20 protein-coding genes are annotated in these 21,281 nt (G+C 36.1%); 14 read left to right on the top strand and 6 right to left on the bottom strand.

The annotated features are described in order from the left end of the window. Positions 1 to 28: 28 nt before the first annotated feature. Genes E0F88_RS29895 through E0F88_RS29905 form a run of 3 tightly spaced genes read right to left on the bottom strand, consistent with a single transcriptional unit; the run spans position 29 to position 1,717 of the window. Positions 29 to 574 (bottom strand): hypothetical protein, encoded by a 546-nt coding sequence (locus E0F88_RS29895; protein ID WP_131962009.1) that lies wholly within the window; start codon positions 572 to 574, stop codon positions 29 to 31. After that, entirely contained in the window at positions 574 to 1,305 is a 732-nt protein-coding gene (locus tag E0F88_RS29900; protein WP_131962010.1) for a P-loop NTPase family protein, read from the bottom strand. The genes E0F88_RS29895 and E0F88_RS29900 overlap by 1 nt, the downstream gene beginning before the upstream one ends. A gap of 34 nt (positions 1,306 to 1,339) precedes the next feature. Next, positions 1,340 to 1,717, bottom strand: coding sequence for a hypothetical protein (locus tag E0F88_RS29905; protein ID WP_131962011.1), 378 nt, complete (start codon positions 1,715 to 1,717; stop codon positions 1,340 to 1,342). Between the two features lie 490 nt (positions 1,718 to 2,207). On the opposite strand from E0F88_RS29905, the gene E0F88_RS29910 reads away from it, so the two are divergent. The 5 genes from E0F88_RS29910 to E0F88_RS29930 all read left to right on the top strand — a co-directional run bounded on the left by E0F88_RS29910 (position 2,208) and on the right by E0F88_RS29930 (position 6,804). Then, entirely contained in the window at positions 2,208 to 2,756 is a 549-nt protein-coding gene (locus E0F88_RS29910) for a hypothetical protein (protein ID WP_131962012.1), read from the top strand. Then, positions 2,753 to 4,186: a relaxase/mobilization nuclease domain-containing protein gene (locus tag E0F88_RS29915; protein ID WP_131962013.1), complete on the top strand. Its 1,434-nt coding sequence runs from the start codon at positions 2,753 to 2,755 to the stop codon at positions 4,184 to 4,186. The genes E0F88_RS29910 and E0F88_RS29915 overlap by 4 nt, the downstream gene beginning before the upstream one ends. A 145-nt stretch (positions 4,187 to 4,331) precedes the next feature. Then, positions 4,332 to 5,282 carry an AAA family ATPase gene (locus E0F88_RS29920; protein ID WP_131962014.1) on the top strand — a complete coding sequence of 317 codons (951 nt, stop codon included), beginning with the start codon at positions 4,332 to 4,334 and terminating at the stop codon, positions 5,280 to 5,282. An 11-nt stretch (positions 5,283 to 5,293) separates the two neighbouring features. Further along, positions 5,294 to 6,409 carry a hypothetical protein gene (locus tag E0F88_RS29925; protein WP_131962015.1) on the top strand — a complete coding sequence of 372 codons (1,116 nt, stop codon included), beginning with the start codon at positions 5,294 to 5,296 and terminating at the stop codon, positions 6,407 to 6,409. An 89-nt stretch (positions 6,410 to 6,498) separates the two neighbouring features. Beyond that, positions 6,499 to 6,804, top strand: coding sequence for a hypothetical protein (locus tag E0F88_RS29930; protein ID WP_131962016.1), 306 nt, complete (start codon positions 6,499 to 6,501; stop codon positions 6,802 to 6,804). Between the two features lie 63 nt (positions 6,805 to 6,867). On the opposite strand, the gene E0F88_RS29935 is transcribed toward E0F88_RS29930, so the two are convergent. Continuing rightward, positions 6,868 to 7,347, bottom strand: a complete 480-nt coding sequence (locus tag E0F88_RS29935; RefSeq protein ID WP_131962017.1) for a hypothetical protein — start codon at positions 7,345 to 7,347, stop codon at positions 6,868 to 6,870. 108 nt (positions 7,348 to 7,455) lie between these two features. Between E0F88_RS29935 and E0F88_RS29940 the strand changes: the two genes are divergently transcribed. After that, positions 7,456 to 9,624, top strand: a complete 2,169-nt coding sequence (locus E0F88_RS29940; protein ID WP_131962018.1) for a YWFCY domain-containing protein — start codon at positions 7,456 to 7,458, stop codon at positions 9,622 to 9,624. 181 nt (positions 9,625 to 9,805) lie between these two features. Then, positions 9,806 to 10,315: a hypothetical protein gene (locus E0F88_RS29945; protein WP_131962019.1), complete on the top strand. Its 510-nt coding sequence runs from the start codon at positions 9,806 to 9,808 to the stop codon at positions 10,313 to 10,315. Between the two features lie 2 nt (positions 10,316 to 10,317). On the opposite strand, the gene E0F88_RS29950 is transcribed toward E0F88_RS29945, so the two are convergent. After that, the gene (locus E0F88_RS29950) at positions 10,318 to 11,019 is read right to left on the bottom strand and encodes a M23 family metallopeptidase (protein ID WP_131962020.1); all 702 of its coding nucleotides are present in this window, start codon (positions 11,017 to 11,019) and stop codon (positions 10,318 to 10,320) included. A 74-nt stretch (positions 11,020 to 11,093) separates the two neighbouring features. Here E0F88_RS29950 and E0F88_RS29955 point away from each other — a divergent pair, with 74 nt between their 5' ends. From E0F88_RS29955 to E0F88_RS29975, 5 genes are all read left to right on the top strand, one after another. Next, positions 11,094 to 12,245, top strand: a complete 1,152-nt coding sequence (locus E0F88_RS29955; RefSeq protein ID WP_131962021.1) for a hypothetical protein — start codon at positions 11,094 to 11,096, stop codon at positions 12,243 to 12,245. A 17-nt stretch (positions 12,246 to 12,262) separates the two neighbouring features. Beyond that, the gene (locus E0F88_RS29960; protein ID WP_131962022.1) at positions 12,263 to 12,475 is read left to right on the top strand and encodes a hypothetical protein; all 213 of its coding nucleotides are present in this window, start codon (positions 12,263 to 12,265) and stop codon (positions 12,473 to 12,475) included. A gap of 11 nt (positions 12,476 to 12,486) precedes the next feature. After that, positions 12,487 to 15,435, top strand: a complete 2,949-nt coding sequence (locus tag E0F88_RS29965; RefSeq protein WP_131962023.1) for a toprim domain-containing protein — start codon at positions 12,487 to 12,489, stop codon at positions 15,433 to 15,435. Between the two features lie 26 nt (positions 15,436 to 15,461). Continuing rightward, on the top strand, positions 15,462 to 17,594 hold the full coding sequence (locus E0F88_RS29970; protein WP_131962024.1) for a type IA DNA topoisomerase: 2,133 nt from the start codon (positions 15,462 to 15,464) through the stop codon (positions 17,592 to 17,594). A gap of 158 nt (positions 17,595 to 17,752) precedes the next feature. Further along, the gene (locus E0F88_RS29975; protein WP_131962025.1) at positions 17,753 to 18,046 is read left to right on the top strand and encodes a single-stranded DNA-binding protein; all 294 of its coding nucleotides are present in this window, start codon (positions 17,753 to 17,755) and stop codon (positions 18,044 to 18,046) included. Positions 18,047 to 18,657: 611 nt separating this feature from the next. Here E0F88_RS29975 and E0F88_RS29980 read toward each other — a convergent pair. Further along, on the bottom strand, positions 18,658 to 19,230 hold the full coding sequence (locus tag E0F88_RS29980; RefSeq protein WP_131962026.1) for a hypothetical protein: 573 nt from the start codon (positions 19,228 to 19,230) through the stop codon (positions 18,658 to 18,660). A gap of 447 nt (positions 19,231 to 19,677) precedes the next feature. Here E0F88_RS29980 and E0F88_RS29985 point away from each other — a divergent pair, with 447 nt between their 5' ends. Next, positions 19,678 to 20,541, top strand: coding sequence for a DUF932 domain-containing protein (locus E0F88_RS29985; protein WP_131962027.1), 864 nt, complete (start codon positions 19,678 to 19,680; stop codon positions 20,539 to 20,541). 251 nt (positions 20,542 to 20,792) lie between these two features. Beyond that, positions 20,793 to 21,257 carry a hypothetical protein gene (locus E0F88_RS29990; protein ID WP_131962028.1) on the top strand — a complete coding sequence of 155 codons (465 nt, stop codon included), beginning with the start codon at positions 20,793 to 20,795 and terminating at the stop codon, positions 21,255 to 21,257. The last annotated feature ends 24 nt before the right edge of the window (positions 21,258 to 21,281 follow it).

Genomic DNA, 21,281 nt, shown 5'->3' on the forward strand with positions numbered 1-21,281 from the left:
TTTTTTGTTAAATTTTTTTCTTTTATAATTATTTAAAAGAGAGAGGGATCAGGATTTTTGATGCTTCTTTGTTCATAGCTCTTTCTGGATCTATAACATATGTATTCCCTAGAAGCAAAGTCTTCTTTGCTGGTTCCACTTCTAAGAAGATTCCTTGCTTTTTCTCGACTACCTTCGCAGTTTTTATTAATGCTTCTAGTGTAACAATATTCGGATAGCGCTCTAATACTTGTTTTGCAGTCCGGTATTCTGTCATAGTCGTTTCTCTGACATGATTTAAAATAACACCAAGGCCAATAACGATTACTGATAACCAAGCCCAGGTATATTTACCCACACCATAAAAAAAGGCAACTTTGAAGTTTGAAGTAGTAAATGGCCTGTACACCTTCTTCATTTCATTGATCTCTCTGTGGATAGATTCAAGGATCTCATTTTTTTCTGCGCTGTCAGATCTTTTTATTTCTTCCACCTCATATAAAAGCATAGCAGTCAATGGATCAATTATTTCACCATATTTTAGCTGATAAGATCCTTGAATTCTTTTAAGCTCATCTTTTGATACGTGTCCCATTAAATGATAAGATCTCTCGTGAGTTTATTCATTTGAACCCGAATCATTTGCCCTGACTTATCTATACCTTCAAGACCAAGACCTCGTTGCATTATTTGACTGATCCGAATATCAAATACGCTTCCAGTTAAAACATCTCCAAATTTTTCAATTTGTAATTCTAGGATTTTGGCATGTTCATGTATTTCTTCGATTTGCTGCGGATAATTCAACAAAGTATTCTCATTCATCCAAACGACGATTTTAAATTCTTTACCAACCACTCGTACTATGGAGTTTAAATACTCAACACAAGCCGTATAAGCGGTTCCTCCTGCTATAATGACGTGGAATACTAACTCAATATTGAGGTAATCGGCAAAAGCTTTTAGGTCTTCCTGATTTACATCTCTTGAAAACAATGCAGGAAGTTGTTCACATTCCGGAGCTCCAAAGTCAAGTATATAATTGGTGTACGATAGCTCGGCAATTTCCTCGATACTTCCGAATAGTTTATCTCTGGCAATTCTTTCCTGCTTATCCAGAAGGTCAATCTTTCCGATTCGTTTTTGATCGTGCAAAAATTTTAATTGCTTAGTACTCGTTTTAGTAGATCCGTCAACATCAAGCAGGTAGGTATCCTTATTATCCTCATGCTTAACCCCGAGTATATAGGTTAAAAACGACTTTCCTACGCCACCCTTTGATTGAATAATGAAGTTGAACTTCTTTGTGATTTTTGGTTTGGTCATTGTAATAGATATTAATGGTTAATAATTAATTTGTTTAGTCCAAAGGTTTAAAGCCTGATTCTTGCAGCACTTCTTTCTCAGCGAATACGTCAATTGGTTTAAATGTTTTCAGATACTCTAATTTTTTTGCTATTGGATCGGGTTCTTGAATCGTTGACGAACCCTGGAAAATGGTTATCTCAGATTCCACTTTTTTAGCCTTCCCATTGGTTGAATTTTGGCTTTGCTTAAATTTTCTTATTCTTCTTATAGTATGGTGACTAACCTTTATTCCAAGCTCTTCTGAAATAATTGTTGCGGCAGTTTCATAGGCCAGATTGTCAATGTATCCTGAGTAATGAAGATAAAGCAGTTCGTAAATGCCTTTTCTTTTGCTGAACTTTATCAATTCTATGAGCTTAGACTTGTCCATTTATAAACGTTTATCGCTTTTTAATATTTATCAAATATTAAATTTATAATTTATAATTACAAAATAATTTTTTATAAAAATCCTACTTTTCAATTATCTGCCAATTATTTGCCAATTATCTGCCAGTTATCTGCCAGTTCCGATATTTATTGAAGATGATTTTTTTTATCTGCCAGTTATCCGCTAGTTATTTGCCAGTTATCTGCCTGATTTTAGGTTACCTTGTCTGGATTAGCCCAATACAAGACAGTTTTTTGGCAACTTTATTTGAATAGTACAATATGACCTTTCTGTCTATGATTAATATCCAGAATAATTATTAAACATGCTTTGGATATAGAGAATCTAAAGGTATTTTTGGTAAAATAATTTAAAGTTGTATTAGCAAGCTATGTTTTCACCCGGTTAAAATTCACTTTGTTCTATTTTACCCGTCTGAAAACCGCTTGCCCCCTGGGAGTCAATTCGCCCTACGGCTCATTGTAGAAAAATGGAAAAGAAAGAAAGAGTAAAAAAGGCGGGTAGACCTAAGCTTGCCGAGAACCAAGTAAGAGTAAAAGTCACCCTGATGCTAACTCCTGATGAGATCGCTAAGTTGAAAGCTGAACAGGAAGGATACTCTATTGAATTTACTGTTTTTTGCAGAGAGAAGCTGCTTAACCGGGAATCAAAAATACTAAGGCGGCCAATACCGGAAGATGTCAAAGTTCAAATGACAAACATTCTCCGTATGGCTGGAAGTGTACTTTTGCTTGCAAAAAATACATCTTCGGACACTGTAATCTCGGATGAATTTCGAGATATGGCGGCAGGTCTAAAACGGATGGTTCAACGGGCTGACTTTTCGATCAATGAAATGGTACTAAGCCAAAGTCTAATTGCCGCAATTGTTTCCTTATTTATCAAAATTGAAAAATTGGTCAATAAGCTAGATAGAGACTCAGAGCCGGTGGTCGAGATTGATCTCTTGTTGCAAAAAATTAGGGAAAAGCTGCTTCCTTTTACCGATATGTATAATATTAGTAGTGATTTAAAATGATTGGAAATATTGGTAAATCTGGTGGTGATTTTTTGAACGCTATGATTTATTGTAAGTATGATCGAACAAGCGTTGATGAAAACGGGGATTTGAAAATCAGAGGAGAGCTGGTTTATTTTCAAAACATTAATGCATTGGAATTGTATGGTCCAGACATAGACCTTAGTTATATCGCTGATGAATTACATTCTGTGGCGGACCAGAACACAAGAACAAAAAGTCCTGTTGCGCACGTTAGCTTTTCCTTCCCGCCAGGTGAAAGCCCAACAAATGAAGTTCTGCAAAATATCGTGAAAGATTATGCCAAGGAATTTGGCTTAAAAGAGAACGGACTTGTTGCTTATAAACATGTTGACAAAGAACATGAGCATATACATATTATAGCAAACAAGATAAATGAACTGGGCAAGAATACTGTTTCAACAAGTTATGATTTTTTGGATATGGGTCATTTCTCCAGAAAAATGGAGAATAGATATGTCCTTCAGTCCACTAAACAAATGGACAGTTTATTGATTGATGGTAAAACAGAAAGGAAAAGCAATCCAATTCATGCCCAGCTGAGAAACCATATTGATAAGATGATTCCCGAAGTAGAAGACTTGGAATCTTTACGTGTGAAGCTTTTACAAAAGGGCTTTAAGACAAAAGTAGGCAACGGCATTACGTTTATTCAAAAATCGTCTGGTGTTGTTATCAAAGGCTCTGATCTAGGAAGAGAGTATTCAAAACTGAATCTTGAAAAGCGGATATTTGGAAATTATCAAACAGATGAAAAGTTCGGGATTAATAATCCCAAGACAACTGAAAAGGACAAATTGAAACAGTTGATAAAAAGTACAGCGCCAGTTTCTAAAACATTCTCTGATTTTGTTGTTGCTTTAAACAGGGAAGGTTATGGAGTTCAAGCGAAGGAAATGAATAATAAAAAATCAGGAAAGCCTTTTACGAGTATTCTTTTCACAAAGGATTTCCGTATCACTGATGAAAATAATGCTGAGCTACCAACCAGAAATGCGAAGATGATCACAGGTTCGCAGCTTGGGCCTGAGTTTAAATATGCTGTTATCAGAGGTAATATTAATAAAGGAACATGGGACGATCTTGGACACCGTTCTCCGATTAATATATCGAAAAATAAATTTGAAACTGAAAAACCGCTGACGGACAAATCGAAGGCGTCTTTGACAGTTAATTCCAGCAATGCAGGTAACGTCGGGTTGGACTTTACAGTAGAAAGGCTACTAACCACAAATAACGCGGGGCAAATCGAAGCGGATTCAGCTAAATCAAGAGCAAAGATTGCAGCAGAAGTAAAACGAAACGCAGCCGGTTACGATAATGCATTTGGAACCCGTGGTCTGGAAGAAATGAAAGAAGAGAAGAGAAAGAATCTTCGAGCAAAACCCAAGAAAAAAAACAAACTTTAAAAGTGACACGCTGTCACTTTATGCCATTGACAAATGGAAAAAAAATCTTTAAACAAAAAAATATAATATATCACATTTATAATTTGGTACTATGTGGTTCCTTTTGTACATTTGTTTATAATATTTAGAACCAAATATATCTTTTATGGTAACCTCAGAAAAAATAGTTGCCTTCATTCGGTCTAGGGACGGTCTTAATGTATCAAAAATCGAAAAGGAAGCCAAAGTACCTGGTAAGACTATAGCAAAAGCAATGATTGCTGACCCAATAGAAATTCCTTCAAAACACTTAGAAGCAATTGAAGCTGCATTAGCAAATTACGGTTATAGCGATGAACCTAAGAAAAAGAATGCAAACATCATTTCAGTTGTTAACCATAAAGGAGGAGTTGGTAAGACAACAACCGTAATTAATTTAGCCAAAGCATTAAGTTTGGAAGGATTTAAGGTTTTAATGGTTGATATGGATGGACAAGGAAATCTATCACAGTGCTTTAATATTGGAGAACCTAAAGAGCAAGTTATTGATAGCTTGTTAGGCAAGACTCCCCTACCTATATTAAAAATCGACGAAAACTTATTCTTAACGCCTTCGGATATACGGTTGGCTGAAAAGGAGAAAGATTTAGTTAGTGCAATCGGAGCAGAGACACGACTTTCAAGAAAGCTGGATGCTATAAAAGGTGAATATGATTATATTTTAATTGATTGTCCCCCATCCTTGAACATCTTAACAACGAGTTCGCTTATCGCATCTGCATCTTGTATAGTACCGATTCAACCTGAAGCATCGGCTTATCATGGAGTAAATAACTTAATAACATTGATTTCAGAAATAAGAGAGCATTCAAACACCAATTTATCTCTGAAAGGCTTTGTCTTCACTATGGTGGACAAAAGAATTAAGATACATTCCAATATGATGGACTACATTAAGGAGTCATTTAAGGGTATCCATACATTTGAAACTGTTATTCATCAGTCAGTGGCAATCAAGGAAAGTCAGGCAGCAAAAGAAGATCTATTTCGGTATAGCCCTCATAGCGCTCCTTGGAACCAGTATGTAAGCCTAGCAAAAGAATTAGTTAACTTGTAATCAAAAATATTATGGCAAAGGTCAAAGCTAATCCAATGGATAAATTCAAGGAAAAGACAAGCGATGTTAAACCATCTTCGTTTGTTACAGAATCTCTTATTAAATCTGAAATAATTATTCTCCCTGAGTTAAAAGATTTGATTCCGGCCCTGGCAGAAGATGAATCCAGGCAATTGGAGGAAAACTTAATTAAGTATGGGATCAAAGATCCGCTTTCTGTTTGGGAAACTGATGCAATAACGGTTCTTAATGGATTAGAGGCCAATAGTCCATCCCATGATCTATTTGCAGACTTAGATAATGATACAACAGTATATATTCTATTTGATGGCCACAATAGGTATGGTATAGCAAAGGATAGAAATTTAGATTTTAAAGTAAACAAAATGACCTTCAATGGTCTTTCGGAAGTGAAAGATTATATGATAGATTATCAACTTGGCCGACGAAATCTTACACCGGAACAAGTTTCATATTTACGAGGGTTGAAATACAACGAGCTTAAAAAGGCAGGTAAGGCATCTGGCAAGTCTGTTAAAGAAAAAATTAATGTCGCAGAAGAACTTGCTCAGGAGTTTGGAGTAACGGACAGAACTATAAAAAGAGATGGTGAATTTGCCGAAGGAATGGACAAATTGACACCTGAATTCAAGAAAGATGTTCTATCTGGAAAATCAAAGTTGGCAAAAAAAGATGTTCAAGCTTTAAAATCAGCAAAGCCTTCTGCGCCAATAGATTCAATGGCAGGTGTGTTAGAACTTCTGAAAGAGCAAGAGATTGAGAAAGATCATCAATCTGAACAAAAAGTGGATGAATTAGTTGATCGTGCTTTCTCTGGTTATGACTTAAATAATGATGAATCAGAAGGCAGCGTTAATACGGCTCAAACCGATCTGAATCAACTTGATGCTTTTAATTTAGATGAATTTAAAGGCGACTTACAGGAATCTCCGGCAATCGAAAATAGTGCTGATTCTGAATCTACTGAAATTTATGAAACTGAACCTGTATTGACAGTAGAAGAAGTCGAAGGAGATTTGAAACAACTCTTTGAGCAGCATCTATCTAAAGATGTTTTAATTCAAATTATTAATAAAGCAGGAGAGCTTTTAAATCTAAGGGATTAAAGTGACACGCTGTCACTTTTAGATTTTTTGGTGTAAATCAATATTTTTATTTATTTAATGTTTTGATTTAAACTTTAAAGGATTTAACGATGAAACAAATATTGATCATACTGTTAGGATTTTTTATAATTTCCTGTTCAGGAAACTCTCAGGGTGACAGCGTAAAAAATAAATACGTAGGGGAGTGGGATAAGGTTAAAGGGAAAGCAAGCACACTTACTATCTACGAGGAAAATGATGGGCTATTTCTCAAATATAGTAAAGGTGACAAGTATCCGCTTAAATTTGAGAAAGAAGGTAATTATTATTCCGCTGTAACAGGATTTGGAGCGACTCCTTTACTAATTGAAAACAATGTATTAGAGATTAACGGTACTAAATATCAAAAAAGATAGGCTTGTAATTAAATAGAGTGGGTTTATCAATAAAAAAGGGCGGCTGAAGTAAGCCGCCCTTTTTTATTTTTTGAAATTCCTTTCTTGCATTCTCTTGTTAAACTCTTCCTTAAAGGATTCTCTGGATTTCTCGAAATACAGTGGATCAGACTGCTCTTTATACAATTTTTCAGCAGATTCTTCTTCAATCGTCCTTTCCTGTTCTGCACCACTGATAGTTTTTTGGTACTGAAATTGTTCTGGAACTTCCGGAGACGGATCTGGTATGTACTCTTGAAGGAAATACCTTCTTAATGTCTTCACTTTCTCGAAAATATCAAGATTATACCCTAAGCTGGCCGGATAAGATTTCTTGTAAGATTCTGGAATTAGATAATCGAGGCGACCGCTTTCCACTTCTTGTCTGTTATCAGCAAAGTAGTTTCGAACGATGTTGCTTTCAATCTCCTTCTCAGTAAGTTTCTCCTGTTGTGCATGTGCTGCAAAAGGAATTGTTGCCGCGAGTAAAAGAAAAATACTCACTCGTTTTCGTGTTTCTTTCATAGCTGTAAATCAAGCTGTTTAAATTTTTAAAATGTTTCACATTTTAAATGTAAAATAAATATTATAGATTTGAAAATATATAATTTATAATCTATAATTTTTATAGCTATGAGCGCTACAAATTCTGAAAAGGAAGGGCGTGCTAAAGGTGTTGAACTCGTACTCACTCTTGCACTCTTTCTAGTTTTTTTACACCATTATTGGTACAATTTTTCATTCTTCTCAAAAATTCCTTCTATTGGAGGAATCAACCCAACTGAGTTTTTCTCAAAAATATTACTGAGGCTAAATGATAGGTACAGCATATTTTTCCATCCCCTCATTACTAAAATAACTATCTATTTTCTTCTAATAATATATTCAATTGGGTCAAAAGGCCGAATTGATCCAAGTATAACGGTAAAAGATGTGTATAAATATGGGGCACTAGGAACCATCATTTTTTTCGGAAATATATTAATCTTGTATACGAAAAGCGTATTTCCGGGATACATAGGCGATTTTTTATACCTGTTCAGTACATCTTTGGGTATCTTCTGGATTATAAAGGCAGGCCAGTATGCTTCGCGCATAATGTTCTTTAAAAATAACAATGACATTTTTAACAATGAGAATGAAACGTTTCCCCAGAATGAAGAATATATGGAGAACGACTATTCCATTCATTACAAAACCACTTATTACTTTAATAAAAAATGGAGAACTGGCTGGATCAATATCATAAATCCATTTAGAGCCAACATGATCCTGGGTACTCCCGGATCTGGTAAGTCTTTTACTATACTTAACCCTGCTATCTGGCAATCAACCTGGAAGGGATATTGTTTATACGTTTATGACTTCAAGTATCCTACATTAACTATTGAAGCCTATAATGCCTATCAAAAAACCTTAAACGAAAATCCCACGGCCTGGGGAAGGAAGCCGAATGGAGAGTTACTGATTCCAAAATTCTGTGTGATCAATTTTGATGATATTGAGTATTCTCACAGATGTAATCCTTTGCTTCCATCTACAATGACAGAGATATTAGATGGTTATCAGAGTGCTTCTACTATTATGCTCAATCTTAACAGAACTTGGGTGGATAAACAAGGGGACTTCTTCGTTGAATCGGCAATCAATTTTCTTGCATCCGTCATTTGGTACATGAAAATGGTAAGTGACAAATACACAAAATTGTATAACATCGAGCTAGCAAAATCACCTGCGTCTCAAAATGCTGAGAACCTAGCCCTGTATAGGCGCTTTCGAAACGTTTGCACCTTTCCTCATATTTTGGAGTTTGCCTGCCAAAAAGATTACGAAGAGATGTTTCGGATTATGGCTTCCTATCCTGCGCTAGAAGCTTATGTTCGGCCTTTTGCTAGTGCTGCGCTAAACGGAGCAGCTGAACAGCTTGAAGGGCAAATTGCTTCAGTTAGAATACCTCTTGCAAGGCTTTCGTCTGAAACGTTATATTGGATTATGTCAGGTAATGACTTTGGATTGGACATTAATAATCCGGACGATCCCAAAATTTTGTGCACAGGAAATAATCCAGAGAGGCAAGAAGTCTATGGGGCAGTATTCTCATTGTATACTTCTAAAATGATTAAAATGGTCAATAAGCAAGGGAAACTTAAATCAGCCCTGTTTTGGGATGAATTACCAACCATGTTCCTAAAAGGAATAGATACGCTTATAGCGACAGCTCGTTCAAATAAAGTAGCTACTTGGCTTGGTTTTCAGGATTTTGAGCAGCTTACCAGTGCGTATGGCGAAAAGGCTGCAAAAGTTGTAATGAACATGCCCGGTAATGTATTTTCTGGCCAACTTGTTTTTGAATCTGCTAAAAAACTTTCAGAACGTTTTGGAAAAACTCAGCAAGAACAGGAGAGCATTGCTTTTGGGAGAGAGGATACAACTGTAACCCTGTCTACGCAACTCAATGATACGATACCACCATCAAAAATTTCAACCTTATCCCAAGGCACATTTGTAGGACAATTTGCTGACAATTTTGGTGAAGAGACTGAGCTTAAAACATTCAACGCGCTAATTACAGTCGATCAGAATGGGATGAAAAATATCCATAAAAAGCCGCCAGTTATTAAAGACATCGAAAAGTTAGTTGCTAGTTATTATCCAGGTGCTGACTATTCCACAATGTCTAAGCAGGATTGGAAGAAAAAGCTTTTAGAGGATAACTACATGAATATCAAAAATGAAGTCCGAGAACTCGTAAGAATTGAAAGTATGGAATTTCCCAAGGAACGAGCAGCTACACCAGCCTGATAAATCACATACTTGTTTTTTTTCCTAGGCTTTTAAGAGGTGCATTCCAAAATATTGACTCCTCACTTGGATTTTTATAGGGTTTAGCCTCCCGTATGATAGTTTTTTTGCCGTATTCCCATAGCTATTTTATAAAATTTAAATCTATAACTGTAGCATTCACCATAAATTATATAATTTTATGACAAATAATTATTTAAGTTCACCGATAACTGATCAAAATGGTGTTTTAGAAGGATATTTCTCTTTTATAACACTCGATTACCGAAACGACAATATGAACCCAGAAATTTTCGAAAAACTCGACGCTATCTATGAGGAACCAGAGGCGCTAAAATTTTACTATAAGATAGTATTTTCTATGTGCCTCAAATTGATAGTGTTGCATAAGTATGAAAATGGTGAACTGACACAGGAAGAATTTGAACGCCAGTCTGAAAAACCAAGCGAGAAGAGCTTGATGGAGCCTTATGGATTGTCGTATTTACAATATAGAGCTTTAAAGGAAGCAAAAGGAACAGGTCCTCATATGCTTACTTTAAAAAGGACAGTGGATAGATTAGGATATAGCTTTGACAAGATCCTTTACTCGGAGAAAGTGATAAAGGTTGTAACCGATGAACTCGAAAAAATTAAAAATAAGAATCGTGTAATGAATGGTTTGGGTTTAGACTTAAAGTCGAAAAAGTAATACTACCTACTTCCAGATTTCGAAAGAGACGCCTTTAAAGCGTCTTTTTTTTGTTTAAATTCTTGATAAAGTGTTAGATAGGGTAGGGGGTTAATTAGTATTCCGTTTTTTTTTACTGCGTAATGTAAATGGATGCCCTTTGCGAGGCCAGTTTCTCCCATTACGCCGATTACTATTCCGATTCTAACTTCTGAGCCACTATAAACATATACTCCGCTTAAGTGGCCGTAGATCGTTTCAAAACCACTTGGATGCTTTATTGACACGCTTAATCCAAGGCCGCCATTGTAACCAGACTTACTTACAATCCCATCTGCCGTAGCATATATAAATTGGAAGCCTTTTCGACAGGCCAGGTCAATTCCTTCGTGTTTTATGTATCTTTTTTTGATCGGGTGAATCCTAAATCCATAAAGGCTTGTAATAAACGGCCTTTCGTTTATTTCAATCGGATTTATGCATGGTATTGCAGTTAAATATGTACTATCCACAATACCTAGATAAATATATAAGTTTAGTATCTCCTTCAAATTAAGTTCGTCTCTTAAAAGATTTATAACAGCCCTTTTATAGTCTATGGAGTCTTTCTGCTGATTTGCATAATCTCCTTCTTCCTGGTCAAAGTAAAACCTTTCTTGTCCCTTGCCGGACAATGCATGGCACATCGCTATCAAAAAGCTACAAAATAGAATAATCTTATTCAAGGCTAATTTTTTATTTCTAAACAAATTTATAAATTTACAATTTAATATTTACTAATTTATAATTTATAACTTTTATGGCTATTCAAAAAAATATTAGTCAGAAATTCGACTCAAAAAAGCCTATTACTAGGGAAGAAGCTGAAACTTTGGCTCCTTCAAAAGGAATGGCAGCAAATGATGGTGTGATTATCAACGATCGCATAGAACATGGCAGAGACATTCAGTCTGCGGGTACTGTAAAGGCTGAAATCAGCAAAACTCAGAGTGATATCGCAAGGATAGCACAAATGTATAAAGGTGTAGACCTTTCCCAGGCGATGAATGATCTTGCTCAGGACAAACAGTCTCTTCAAATACTTTCACAGAAAAATGTATATCAGAATTTGATGCAAGGAGAGGTTGTACAAGTGAGGAATGTTTCCAGAGACGGAGAAGGTAAACCGCGTCATTTTTTTGGTGTTAAGCTTTACCAACTGGATAAGCAAGTCAATTCGAATATTCCTGTTTTAAAGCTGGGATTTTCCACTTTTGATTCTGTAAAACTACCAGAAAGCAAAAAGGGGTTAAGTCACTCATTGACAGTTGATCCTCGGTTTGAAATTAGGTTATCAAGTTTGTTAAAAGAAAAGACACACACTAATGACACACAGACTAAGGAGCTGGTCAGAGAAATTAAGGAAACATTAACATCTAATGCGACTTCTACGCAGAAAGCCCACAAGCTTAGTCAACAGCTAAATAATGTTGGTGATTTCTACCTATCCAATGATCCCAAAGGAAAGAAACAATTTTTGGATGAGTCCGGAAAACTTTTCGTGCTTGAACAAAAACAGAAGGTTTCGCTAATAGGAGAGAATGGCTTGCCTGGGGGAATTCACAAACGAAAACACGAGATTCCCGTAACCGATCTTCCAATCAAATATAAAGGGGTTCAGTTAACAGAAAAACAGGTTCATAATTTATTAATAGGCAATCCTATTGAATTGTCTGGTTTAAAAGACCCAAAGCTCGACAAGCCATACTCCGCTACTGTGAACCTTAATTTACTAAGTGGAAAAGTTGGAGAAGCTGATAAAGCAAATGGAATTGAGCTTCCAAAAGGCAATAATATTGATGCCAAAAAATCACTTCTAAACAGTACTGCTTCGGAAGGCTATAAAACTCCTGAGCAAGCCAAAAAAACTATTGACGCGCCGGAAAGGCCTGGTGTCAAACAAAGAATTTGAACTAATCCACAACACTTATGAAAGCCAAAAACATTTTAACACTGGATTATATTTTGGAAACATACGGGCCTGATGCGCTTGAACCCCAATTTATTCCTTCAAGGGAAGACGATGGAGAAGACATATTTATTCCGAAGATCCGAGGAGACATGTCTTTTGAGGATTGGCTCCTTCTCCCACAAGAGTTTAGATTGTTTGTCACACAAATCTTCATTATGAAATTTCAATAAAATATAATCAGATGTCAAAAACTATCTATTTACAGTCTGAAAACAACCAGGAGGTTGCTTATAGCTATGAAAGCCTAACGGACTTAAAAGGCGAATTTGAAAAAAGACAAATCAGCATAGCTCCCAATGCAAGTGTCGGGACAGATGTTCGACTTGGTAACAATATAACTATTGGAGAGAGAGCAAAGATTCGATCCGGATCAAGTATAGGTTCAAATACTACATTCGGAGACGATATTGTAGTCGAGAAGAACGTTAAGATCGGGTCCGAGTGTCGGATTGGTGATAATTCAACTGTTTTTGAATCAGCAAAAATAGGGGATAGGGTCTTGATTAAGCAAGATTCTGATATTGGTGCAAGGTCTTCTATTGGTTCTAATTCAATAATTGATACCAAAGCAAGTATAGGCATGGATAACATTATTGAAGCAAATGCTACCATTGGTTCAAGAGTTATAACAGGATCAAAAACATCTATTGGTACAGGTGCAGCACTTGGTGCAAATGCCCACATCCATGATAATGGTGTTGTTTATGATAGCGAGATTGTCAAGGCAAATTCAGTCGTACGGCCACCTATAAAGCCTGTTAATCTAATCAACGACGAGCAGGTTGAAGTGTTTAATAACATGAATGCAAAAGGAGTCAAGTATGTTGCCTTCGGTAGCTTTGCCGTTGATGCTTATGAGCAAGCAAGAATTGAAGGATCGATTAAAATTTGGATTGAACCTTCAATCGAAAATATTAGCAAGCTTAATGAAGCACTTAAAGAATCTGGAAAGGATAGAATTGCGACAAAATTTGATCCGGATGTAAAACGTCCAATTAAAAACGAGTTTGACAAAAGTACCTCCCAATCTTTTGGAATTGATTTTTACCCTTCCATTAATGGCTTCAAATCAGACGAATTTCAAAAGATTCATGATCGGAGTGTACTTGTTCAAGGAGTGAAACAAAATCGTATTCCACTATATCATGATTCTAAAAAGGAGCAACTTTCTATTAACCACATGTCCCCGCAAGATCTGTTCCATAATGTTGGAAGTACCCAAAGCCAAGCTAAGGAATACAATTTAAATGTTCTACACAAAACGATGGTCGACCTTAATAAACAAGGCCAGAAGCTTGATATCATTGATCCTTTACTATATTTAGATTCTAATCGAACAAATATGGAAATTAAAAAATCTTATATTTCTTACCCTGGGCATGAAGATAAGCCAAAGGAGTTTGTTCCTAAATACGAAAAGCGTGATTTCTCGCAACTAAGAAAGGATCTAGATTTAGAGCTTGTACTAAATCACTATGGGTATTCTTTAAGTGATAAATCTAAACCTAATGACGTTTACCGTGTATATAAGTCAGGAATTGAGGGAGATAGCCAGCGCCTAGCCGTAATGAATAATCCAAAAGGAGATTATAAAATGTACGTTGATTTGAACAATACAAATTTTAGGGGAGACTCAATTGAGTTTGTGAAATTCAAAGAAGGTAGTTACAAGGAAGCTTTTCCAGTTATGGATTCAATTCTTGGTAATCCAACTTACAAGCAAAATGTATCTCAAATATTGCCAATGAAACCGGCCACTCCAGGTCAATTTTTAAATGACGAGAAATTACGTCAAGCAGATATTCTAAGAGAATATAATGCAACTCATATTGGAGAAAAGAAGGTTGGATATTTAGTAAATGAGAGGCTACTAGCTACCAAAACTGTTTTAGCTCCTGAATTTAAACATCAAATTTTAAGTGTAAAGAAAAACAGCGACTTTGAAAATACAGCTTTTCCTTTAACGTCTCAAAAAGGAAATATTCTTTCATTCGACATCCGAAACAAGGATTATAAAGCCTTGCCGGTCGGAGGTAAATGGGATGGAATTTGGAAAACAAACGATCATAATATATTGTTAAAAGATTCAGATTTCACTTTTAAAGATAAGACTGTTCAACTTGAAAAGGGCACTGTTGGTACTTTAAGCAAATCTGCGGGAATAGCATCTTTTCATATTGATCATCCAGTACATGGTCCAATATCTCTTCCAGTTGATAAAGACAAGCACGAGTTTCAGAAAATCTCAGCAAATAGGATCATTATTTCTGAATCTCCCATAGACTCACTGTCTTACCATCAACTATCCCCTCCAAAAGAAGGTGAATACCGACAGTACATATCGCCGGCGGGAAACCCTTCAAGGGAACAAAAAATGCACATTTCAAATCTGATATCAACTAATCCGCAAGCTCAGTTTGTAATTGGGATGGACGGAAATGCACCTGGTAACAGATTTGCAATAAACTATTTAGGCATGGCTCATCCATTGAGAGATGTTAATAATAGTATTGTACCCAATATTACCTACGTAAATCCGACAAAGCCAAAAGCCGAAGACAAAGCTGAGAAAGAGGTCGGATATAATATTTTAAAGGTTGAAATCAATCATCCAAAAGGGGATGGTCAAGATAATGCTAAAAAATCAAACGATTCAATCATTGATCGTTTGTTGGCTGCTATTAACATACATTCAGTGGACGATTCAAAAAAAGCTAAGGAATCATCTGAAAGTAGAAGTATTGTTGAAAAGCCTTCGGCATTTACCAGTTCATACGAGATTAAATTTCCTAACATCTCCAAAATGCTAAGTACTGCGTTGGATTATTTAGCAAACGAGATCACTTTGAAAGATGGAAAACCGTTAGTTGCTATTCTTAGACCATCATCTGTTCAAAATGATTTCAATGATGTTTTAAAAGAGCGCAAGGGTCAACCACTGCCTGAGTCAAGTAATTTATCTCTATCTCGTATCCCTTTGTTAAGTGACTTTGCTCAAAAGAAAGAGCAAAGTCAGAATAACAGTATAGCTCCATCACCATCGGTTTCTCCGAAAGCTTCATTCAATGAGCCAGCTATGAAAGCAGCTACTCCCGAAGCACCAACCCCAATCAAGAAGCACAGAATTTAATCCAATTCTTATCTTATTTAATAGTCATGAAAACTGTAATTGCAGAAAAACCTTCTGTTGCTCGCTCTATTGCTGAGTTTTTAGGAGCAACAAATAAAATGGATGGATATTTCGAGGGAAACGGGTATCGAGTAACCTGGGCAATCGGTCACCTTGTATCTCTTGCCGAATTAGATACATATCCCAGTTTTGGAGAAGTAAATGGACAAAAGCAAACTTGGGCATCTTCCATACAGCGTCTTCCATATATTCCTACGCCATTCAAACTTGATTGTTCGAAAGATCCTGGCTTAAGAAGCCAGTATTTCAAAATCAAATCTCTTTTTGAGTCTGCCAATGAGATTATAGTTGCAACAGACGCAGGGCAGGAGGGAGAATTAATATTTCGCTACATATACGCCTTAACGGGATCTCGGAAGCCATTTAAGCGACTTTGGATTTCTTCCTTGACTAATGAAGCATTTCAAAAAGGATTCAGCAACTTGAAGCCAGGACGAGACTATAATAATCTTTATTATGCCGCGAAAGGAAGAAGTGAAAGTGATTGGATTCTAGGTATTAATCTGACTCGCGTCTACACCGTAAAATACGCCAATAGCGACATTAAAGTGGTTTCCATAGGCCGGGTTCAAACGCCAACATTAAATTTGATTTGTCAGCGATATTTAGACAATGTCAATTTCAAAAAGACTGCTTTTTTCACTCCCACCTTGTTGCTAAAACACCAGCATGGAATGTTTCCAGTAAAGTATCACAAACAATTCGCAACTAACGAAGAAGCAGAAGCTGTTTTAAGTTCTATTGGTGGATCAATTGTATGTACAGGAGTTGATAAGTCGATTGTAAAAACAGCACCTCCTAAGCTTTTTAGCTTAACACATTTGCAGCAGCATGCAAATAAGAAATTTTCTATTTCTGCCCAGACTACTCTTGATACACTTCAAAGCTTATACGAGGCTAAATATGTAACTTACCCACGTACTGATAGCAATTATTTGTCGGACGACATGGAAGATGATGTTATTAAATCTTTTCAGTTTCTGAAAACACTCGGTTCTCTTTCTGGCCCAGTAACATCAATTCTTTCAAAGAAACTCAGTAGAGCGCCTTTCGATAATAGCAAGGTTACTGATCACCATGCAATAATTCCAACCGGGGTAAAGCCTGATCTCGGCAAAATGACGAAGGAGCAGCAACTCATATTCCTGTCTGTTGTTGAGCGCTTTATTCAAACTTTTTCAGACGAATGTGTTGAAAGTAAGACAGTACTATCCTTTAAGATTGGCTTAGATGGGTTATTTAGAGTTGGAGGAAAAGTCATTATCCAAAATGGCTGGAAAGCAATAAATCTTTTCAGTGAATTCGCAGTGGATGATGATGATTTAAGCCCGGACGATGAAAACACGTCTTTACCTGACGTGAAAGAAGGTGATACTTGTTTCGTAGAGAAGAAGGAAGTTCATAAAGGATTTACTACACCGCCACAATTATTTACTGAGGCCAGCTTGTTAAAGCAAATGGAAAATGCAAGTGACACATTGGATGATACCGAAGAAAAATTTGGTATTGGCACACCGGCAACCAGAGCTAACATTATTGAAACAATTCTTAAACGGTTTTTTATAAAAAGGGAAGGGAAAAAGCTCATACCTACTCAGGCCGGTTTAAGTGTTTATAAGCTCACACATAATGAGTTAATTGGAAAGATCCAACTAACAGCAAAGTTTGAAGAAAAGTTAAAATTGATTTCGTCTGGAGAGTATAGCTATTCTACATTCATCAATGAAATTTCTTCATTAGCTGCAACTTCTGTTTTATCTGTCTATACGAATGAAGTGGATCCTAATACAATTTCTATGACTTCTCAGACCGACAAGGAGAAAGTTTTATGCCCTGCTTGCAAAAAGGGATCGTTAACAGAAAATCTAAAAGGTTTTGGCTGTACTGAATTTAAGAGTGGAGCTTGCAAATATGTAATCTGGAAGGAATTCAGAGGCCGCACTCTAACTTATACAAATGTGAAAGACTTGGTTTTAAAAGGAAAAACGAAAAAGCTGGCTTTTCATTCGAAAGAGGGTAAGCCCTACGAAGCCTTTATCGTACTTAAAGAAGGAAAATTACAAATAGAGTTTGAAAAGAAGTTTCCAGTCAAGGCATAATGCCTTTTTAATCGAACATTTGGGAAAAAAGGTGTATCTCCGTTATTGTATTACAATATATTGTAATACTAAATTTTATTTTATATCTTTATTGTGTTGAAACGGTTGACAGACCGCAACATAAACCTCTAATTTTTAACTATTTAACTTCAAAAATCATGCAAAATTTAACAATTATTGGAAATCTAGGAGATGATGCCAAACAGGTGGATTTGAAAGATTGGAAACCGTTCCTTGCTTTTTCAGTTGCTTGCACTCGAAAAAATAAAGCTGGCGAATCCTTGACGCAATGGTACAACTGTCGAACTTCAAATCTTGCACTATTAGAGCACTTGACAAAAGGAAAAAAGCTTCACATATCGGGAAGACCGGATTTCTCTACATTCACGGATAAAGATGGAGAAGCGAAAGTTTCTGTAAATATTTCAGTTGATCGAATTGATTTAATCTGATATGAAGACTATCGTATACAGCATGACGTTAGCTTGCCTAATGTCATGCAGCGTAAGCGTTATCCCGCATACTGTCTCCAAGTGTTTGTCAAATACCGATGTTATGTTCATGAGCCGGAATAAGGTAAGTACGGATGTTATTCTATCATCAATAAACAATAATTGTTGTCGATGCTTTACAACTACTCCGGACGATCTGATTGATTTAAAAGATCAAGGTGTTCTGGACATTGTAATAAAAAGGATGATTCAGCTTAATAATCCAAAACTGGCCAGACCCGTTTCGGTTAGACCTAGAAGCCCTCGAATTCCTTCTTCATGGTATAGATAATACGATGCTGTAAAAGTGACACGCTGTCACTTTTACAGCGTTTTAGGTTGTCCGAAATACTACATGTAAGAGTTTGCATGCTCATAATTCCAGATCGTTTCAACTTGTAATGCATTTGCAAAGTAAATGAGAATGATTCTCAATTCACGTTGAATGAGAATCGGCTCTGTAATTCCATTCCAAATCATAATCGATTAGGAATGCATTATGTGTGAATGATCAATAATTATTTAACAAGTTGGTTGTCCGAAATACTACATGTAAGCTTTTGGGAAGTGGATCATTCAAATCTATCAAACTTTTCAGATAATGAAATTGCATCTTGTTCGCATATATCAATGCCAAGATTAAGTAGCAGATCTTTTGTTATTTTACATATGTATGGCTCCTGTTGCCGGACAATTTTGATAAATGAAGAATGCTTAGTCAGATAAGGTTCTACGATGCTTAAAGCTTGTATATAGCTTTTCATTTTTGGCTTTATTGACAAACCATATTTCCTCACAGTTATTACTGAAAAGTATACAGCCAGCCCTTCTTCTAATACATTGGCGTGTAGTCCCCCACCTAATGGAGAAATGCAATGTACAACCTCATGTGCTAATTGATATATGATTTGGCGAGGATCACCTTTGGAATCAGAACTTAGCCGAATTGCAATACCGCCAGATTCAGGATAAAAAATTTCAGGTCCATCATCGTGATACCAGCACTCCACCAGTGTATGCCCACTCGTTCTTGGACCAAATAATTGTTCTGCGTCACTTAAAAATGTATTTGCAAGACTCAGCAAGTCGGCTCTATTATTTAAATCTTTTTGATTGAAAAGTGTTTGGCCTGTAAGTATCGACATATTTGAAATTAATTTAAGGAGATACTAATATTTCCTGTAATGGAAAGTTAAGATTAGTCAGTTATCGACTGATATGCAAGAAGTCATTGAAGGCATCCCTTGTATTTTGGTTGTCGCAAATACTACATGTAACTGCTTTCCTGAAAACACTAAGCTTTTTGACAATCGCATTTGTAAGCACCTGGTCTGATCACTGACTACTTACCTAAGAAAATCCTTATCCTGGTTGAAGATCTTTAACAAAAACCTTAGTGATTGACCCGCAGCAGCTGGCCGGCCAAGGAGCAAAAAGCTAGTTATTTGTAATTCGTGGAAAAATTGAAAAGAACAGATGGGAAGAAAGATTTAGTATTACAATATATTGTATTAGTTAGCCCTTTTTCGTATCTTTATAATGTTGAAACGGTTGACAGACCGTCATTATAAACCTCTTAAAATAAACATTTTATGGAAAATTTAATTAGTTCTTCGGTTCTTACAACATTATCTGATTGGGACATTGTTACATCAACTTTGGATACGAAATTCCAAGATTCAGTAGTTGGTTTGTCTGACTACAAAACCATTCTTCGTGGTGACAATGGAGACTTATTGAATGTTTGCAAAAACAGTTACACCCCGCAAACGAACGCACAATTTATTGATGCAGTAGAAAGATTTTCAAGTGTTACCAACTTCCCGGTCGAAGCTATTTATGAAGTAGATGGAGGTAAAAAAATGCTAGGGTATCTTAGATGTACTGAAACCTTTGAAGTTGGTGGCTTTGAGTTTAAAGACTATCTCATGTTAGGTAATTCCCATGATGGCAGCACAGGCTTTTTTGTCGGGAATTCTAACATTATGGTTCGATGCAATAATCGTTTTGCACAGCAATTCAGAATGTTAAAAGTTAGACATTGCAGCAGTTTACATAACGGAGTAAACCAGATTTTATCGGGGTTTGAAAGTTATAAAAGAGAATTGTCAGGTTATTACAAAACTTTAGATGAATTCTCAAAAGTCAAGGTTTCAGATGAAATCAAACGAAGTCTGATTGCGCGTCTAGCAAATCTGAGCAATGAAGAAACTCTAGGAGACAAAGAGATCAGCACGCGCAAAAGAAATATTATGACTTCAATTGATGAGAGTCTAAGTAGTGAAATGGAAGACATTGGCTTCAATCTTTACGGACTTTTCGGCGGAGTTACTCATTACACCACACATGTATTGAAAGGCGCTGATGAGAGTGGCATGTTTGGTAGCGCTAAAATTTTGAATCTCGAAGGCTACAACTATTGCAAGAGTGTAGCAAGGCAAGTTTTAAGCTGTTAATGTTCATATAGTAAGTGGCTGCAGCCACTTACTATAATAATTGTTTTGCCGCCCGGAGCCTTTGGCTTCGGGTTTGGGCAATGATTGTATCAGATTTCTCTATTTAAGAACTTTCAGGTTAGGTTTTTCATTAGTATAATTCACGTAATATGAGCTACAAGCACTTTTGAATTTTTAATTTCCTAAGTTTTAGTATTTTGATAAAGTTTTAAATTATATATTTGATATATTATAATTTAAAACTTTGTTGTATGACTAGTATAAATGGAAATAACTTCAGTGAAGCCGGAAACGGCTATTTTCAAAATCGTATAAGAAATTATATTCAGCAGTATCATCCCGACCTGCTTGATAAAGGAGATGATTTTGAAGGAAAGATTAAAGCTTGGTCTGAAGATACAATAGATCATGTTCTAACTCTTGAAAAGGAAGGCTTTCAAAGCACAGAGGCTATTGAACAATCCTTAGCCAGGACACTTGAAAGCATATCATCACCAATAGGAACTCTTCGTGATTTTATCATCGAGAATGAGGATACCATTCAACAACTAACAGGAATATCAGATGTATCTGATAGAGAGCTTCTATTGAAGTTACTTCCACTTGTTCATACGGAAATTGAAACGGTTGAATTTTCCACAAGTCCAAGTGACATAAGCGATGCTAAGGCTCATTTACTTCGGAAAATTTCTTTGACACTTCTCCAACGAAATTAATCAGTTTCCATTTCTCATTTGTTT

It is taken from the genome of Dyadobacter psychrotolerans (assembly GCF_004349265.1).
GTDB lineage: Bacteria > Bacteroidota > Bacteroidia > Cytophagales > Spirosomataceae > Dyadobacter > Dyadobacter psychrotolerans.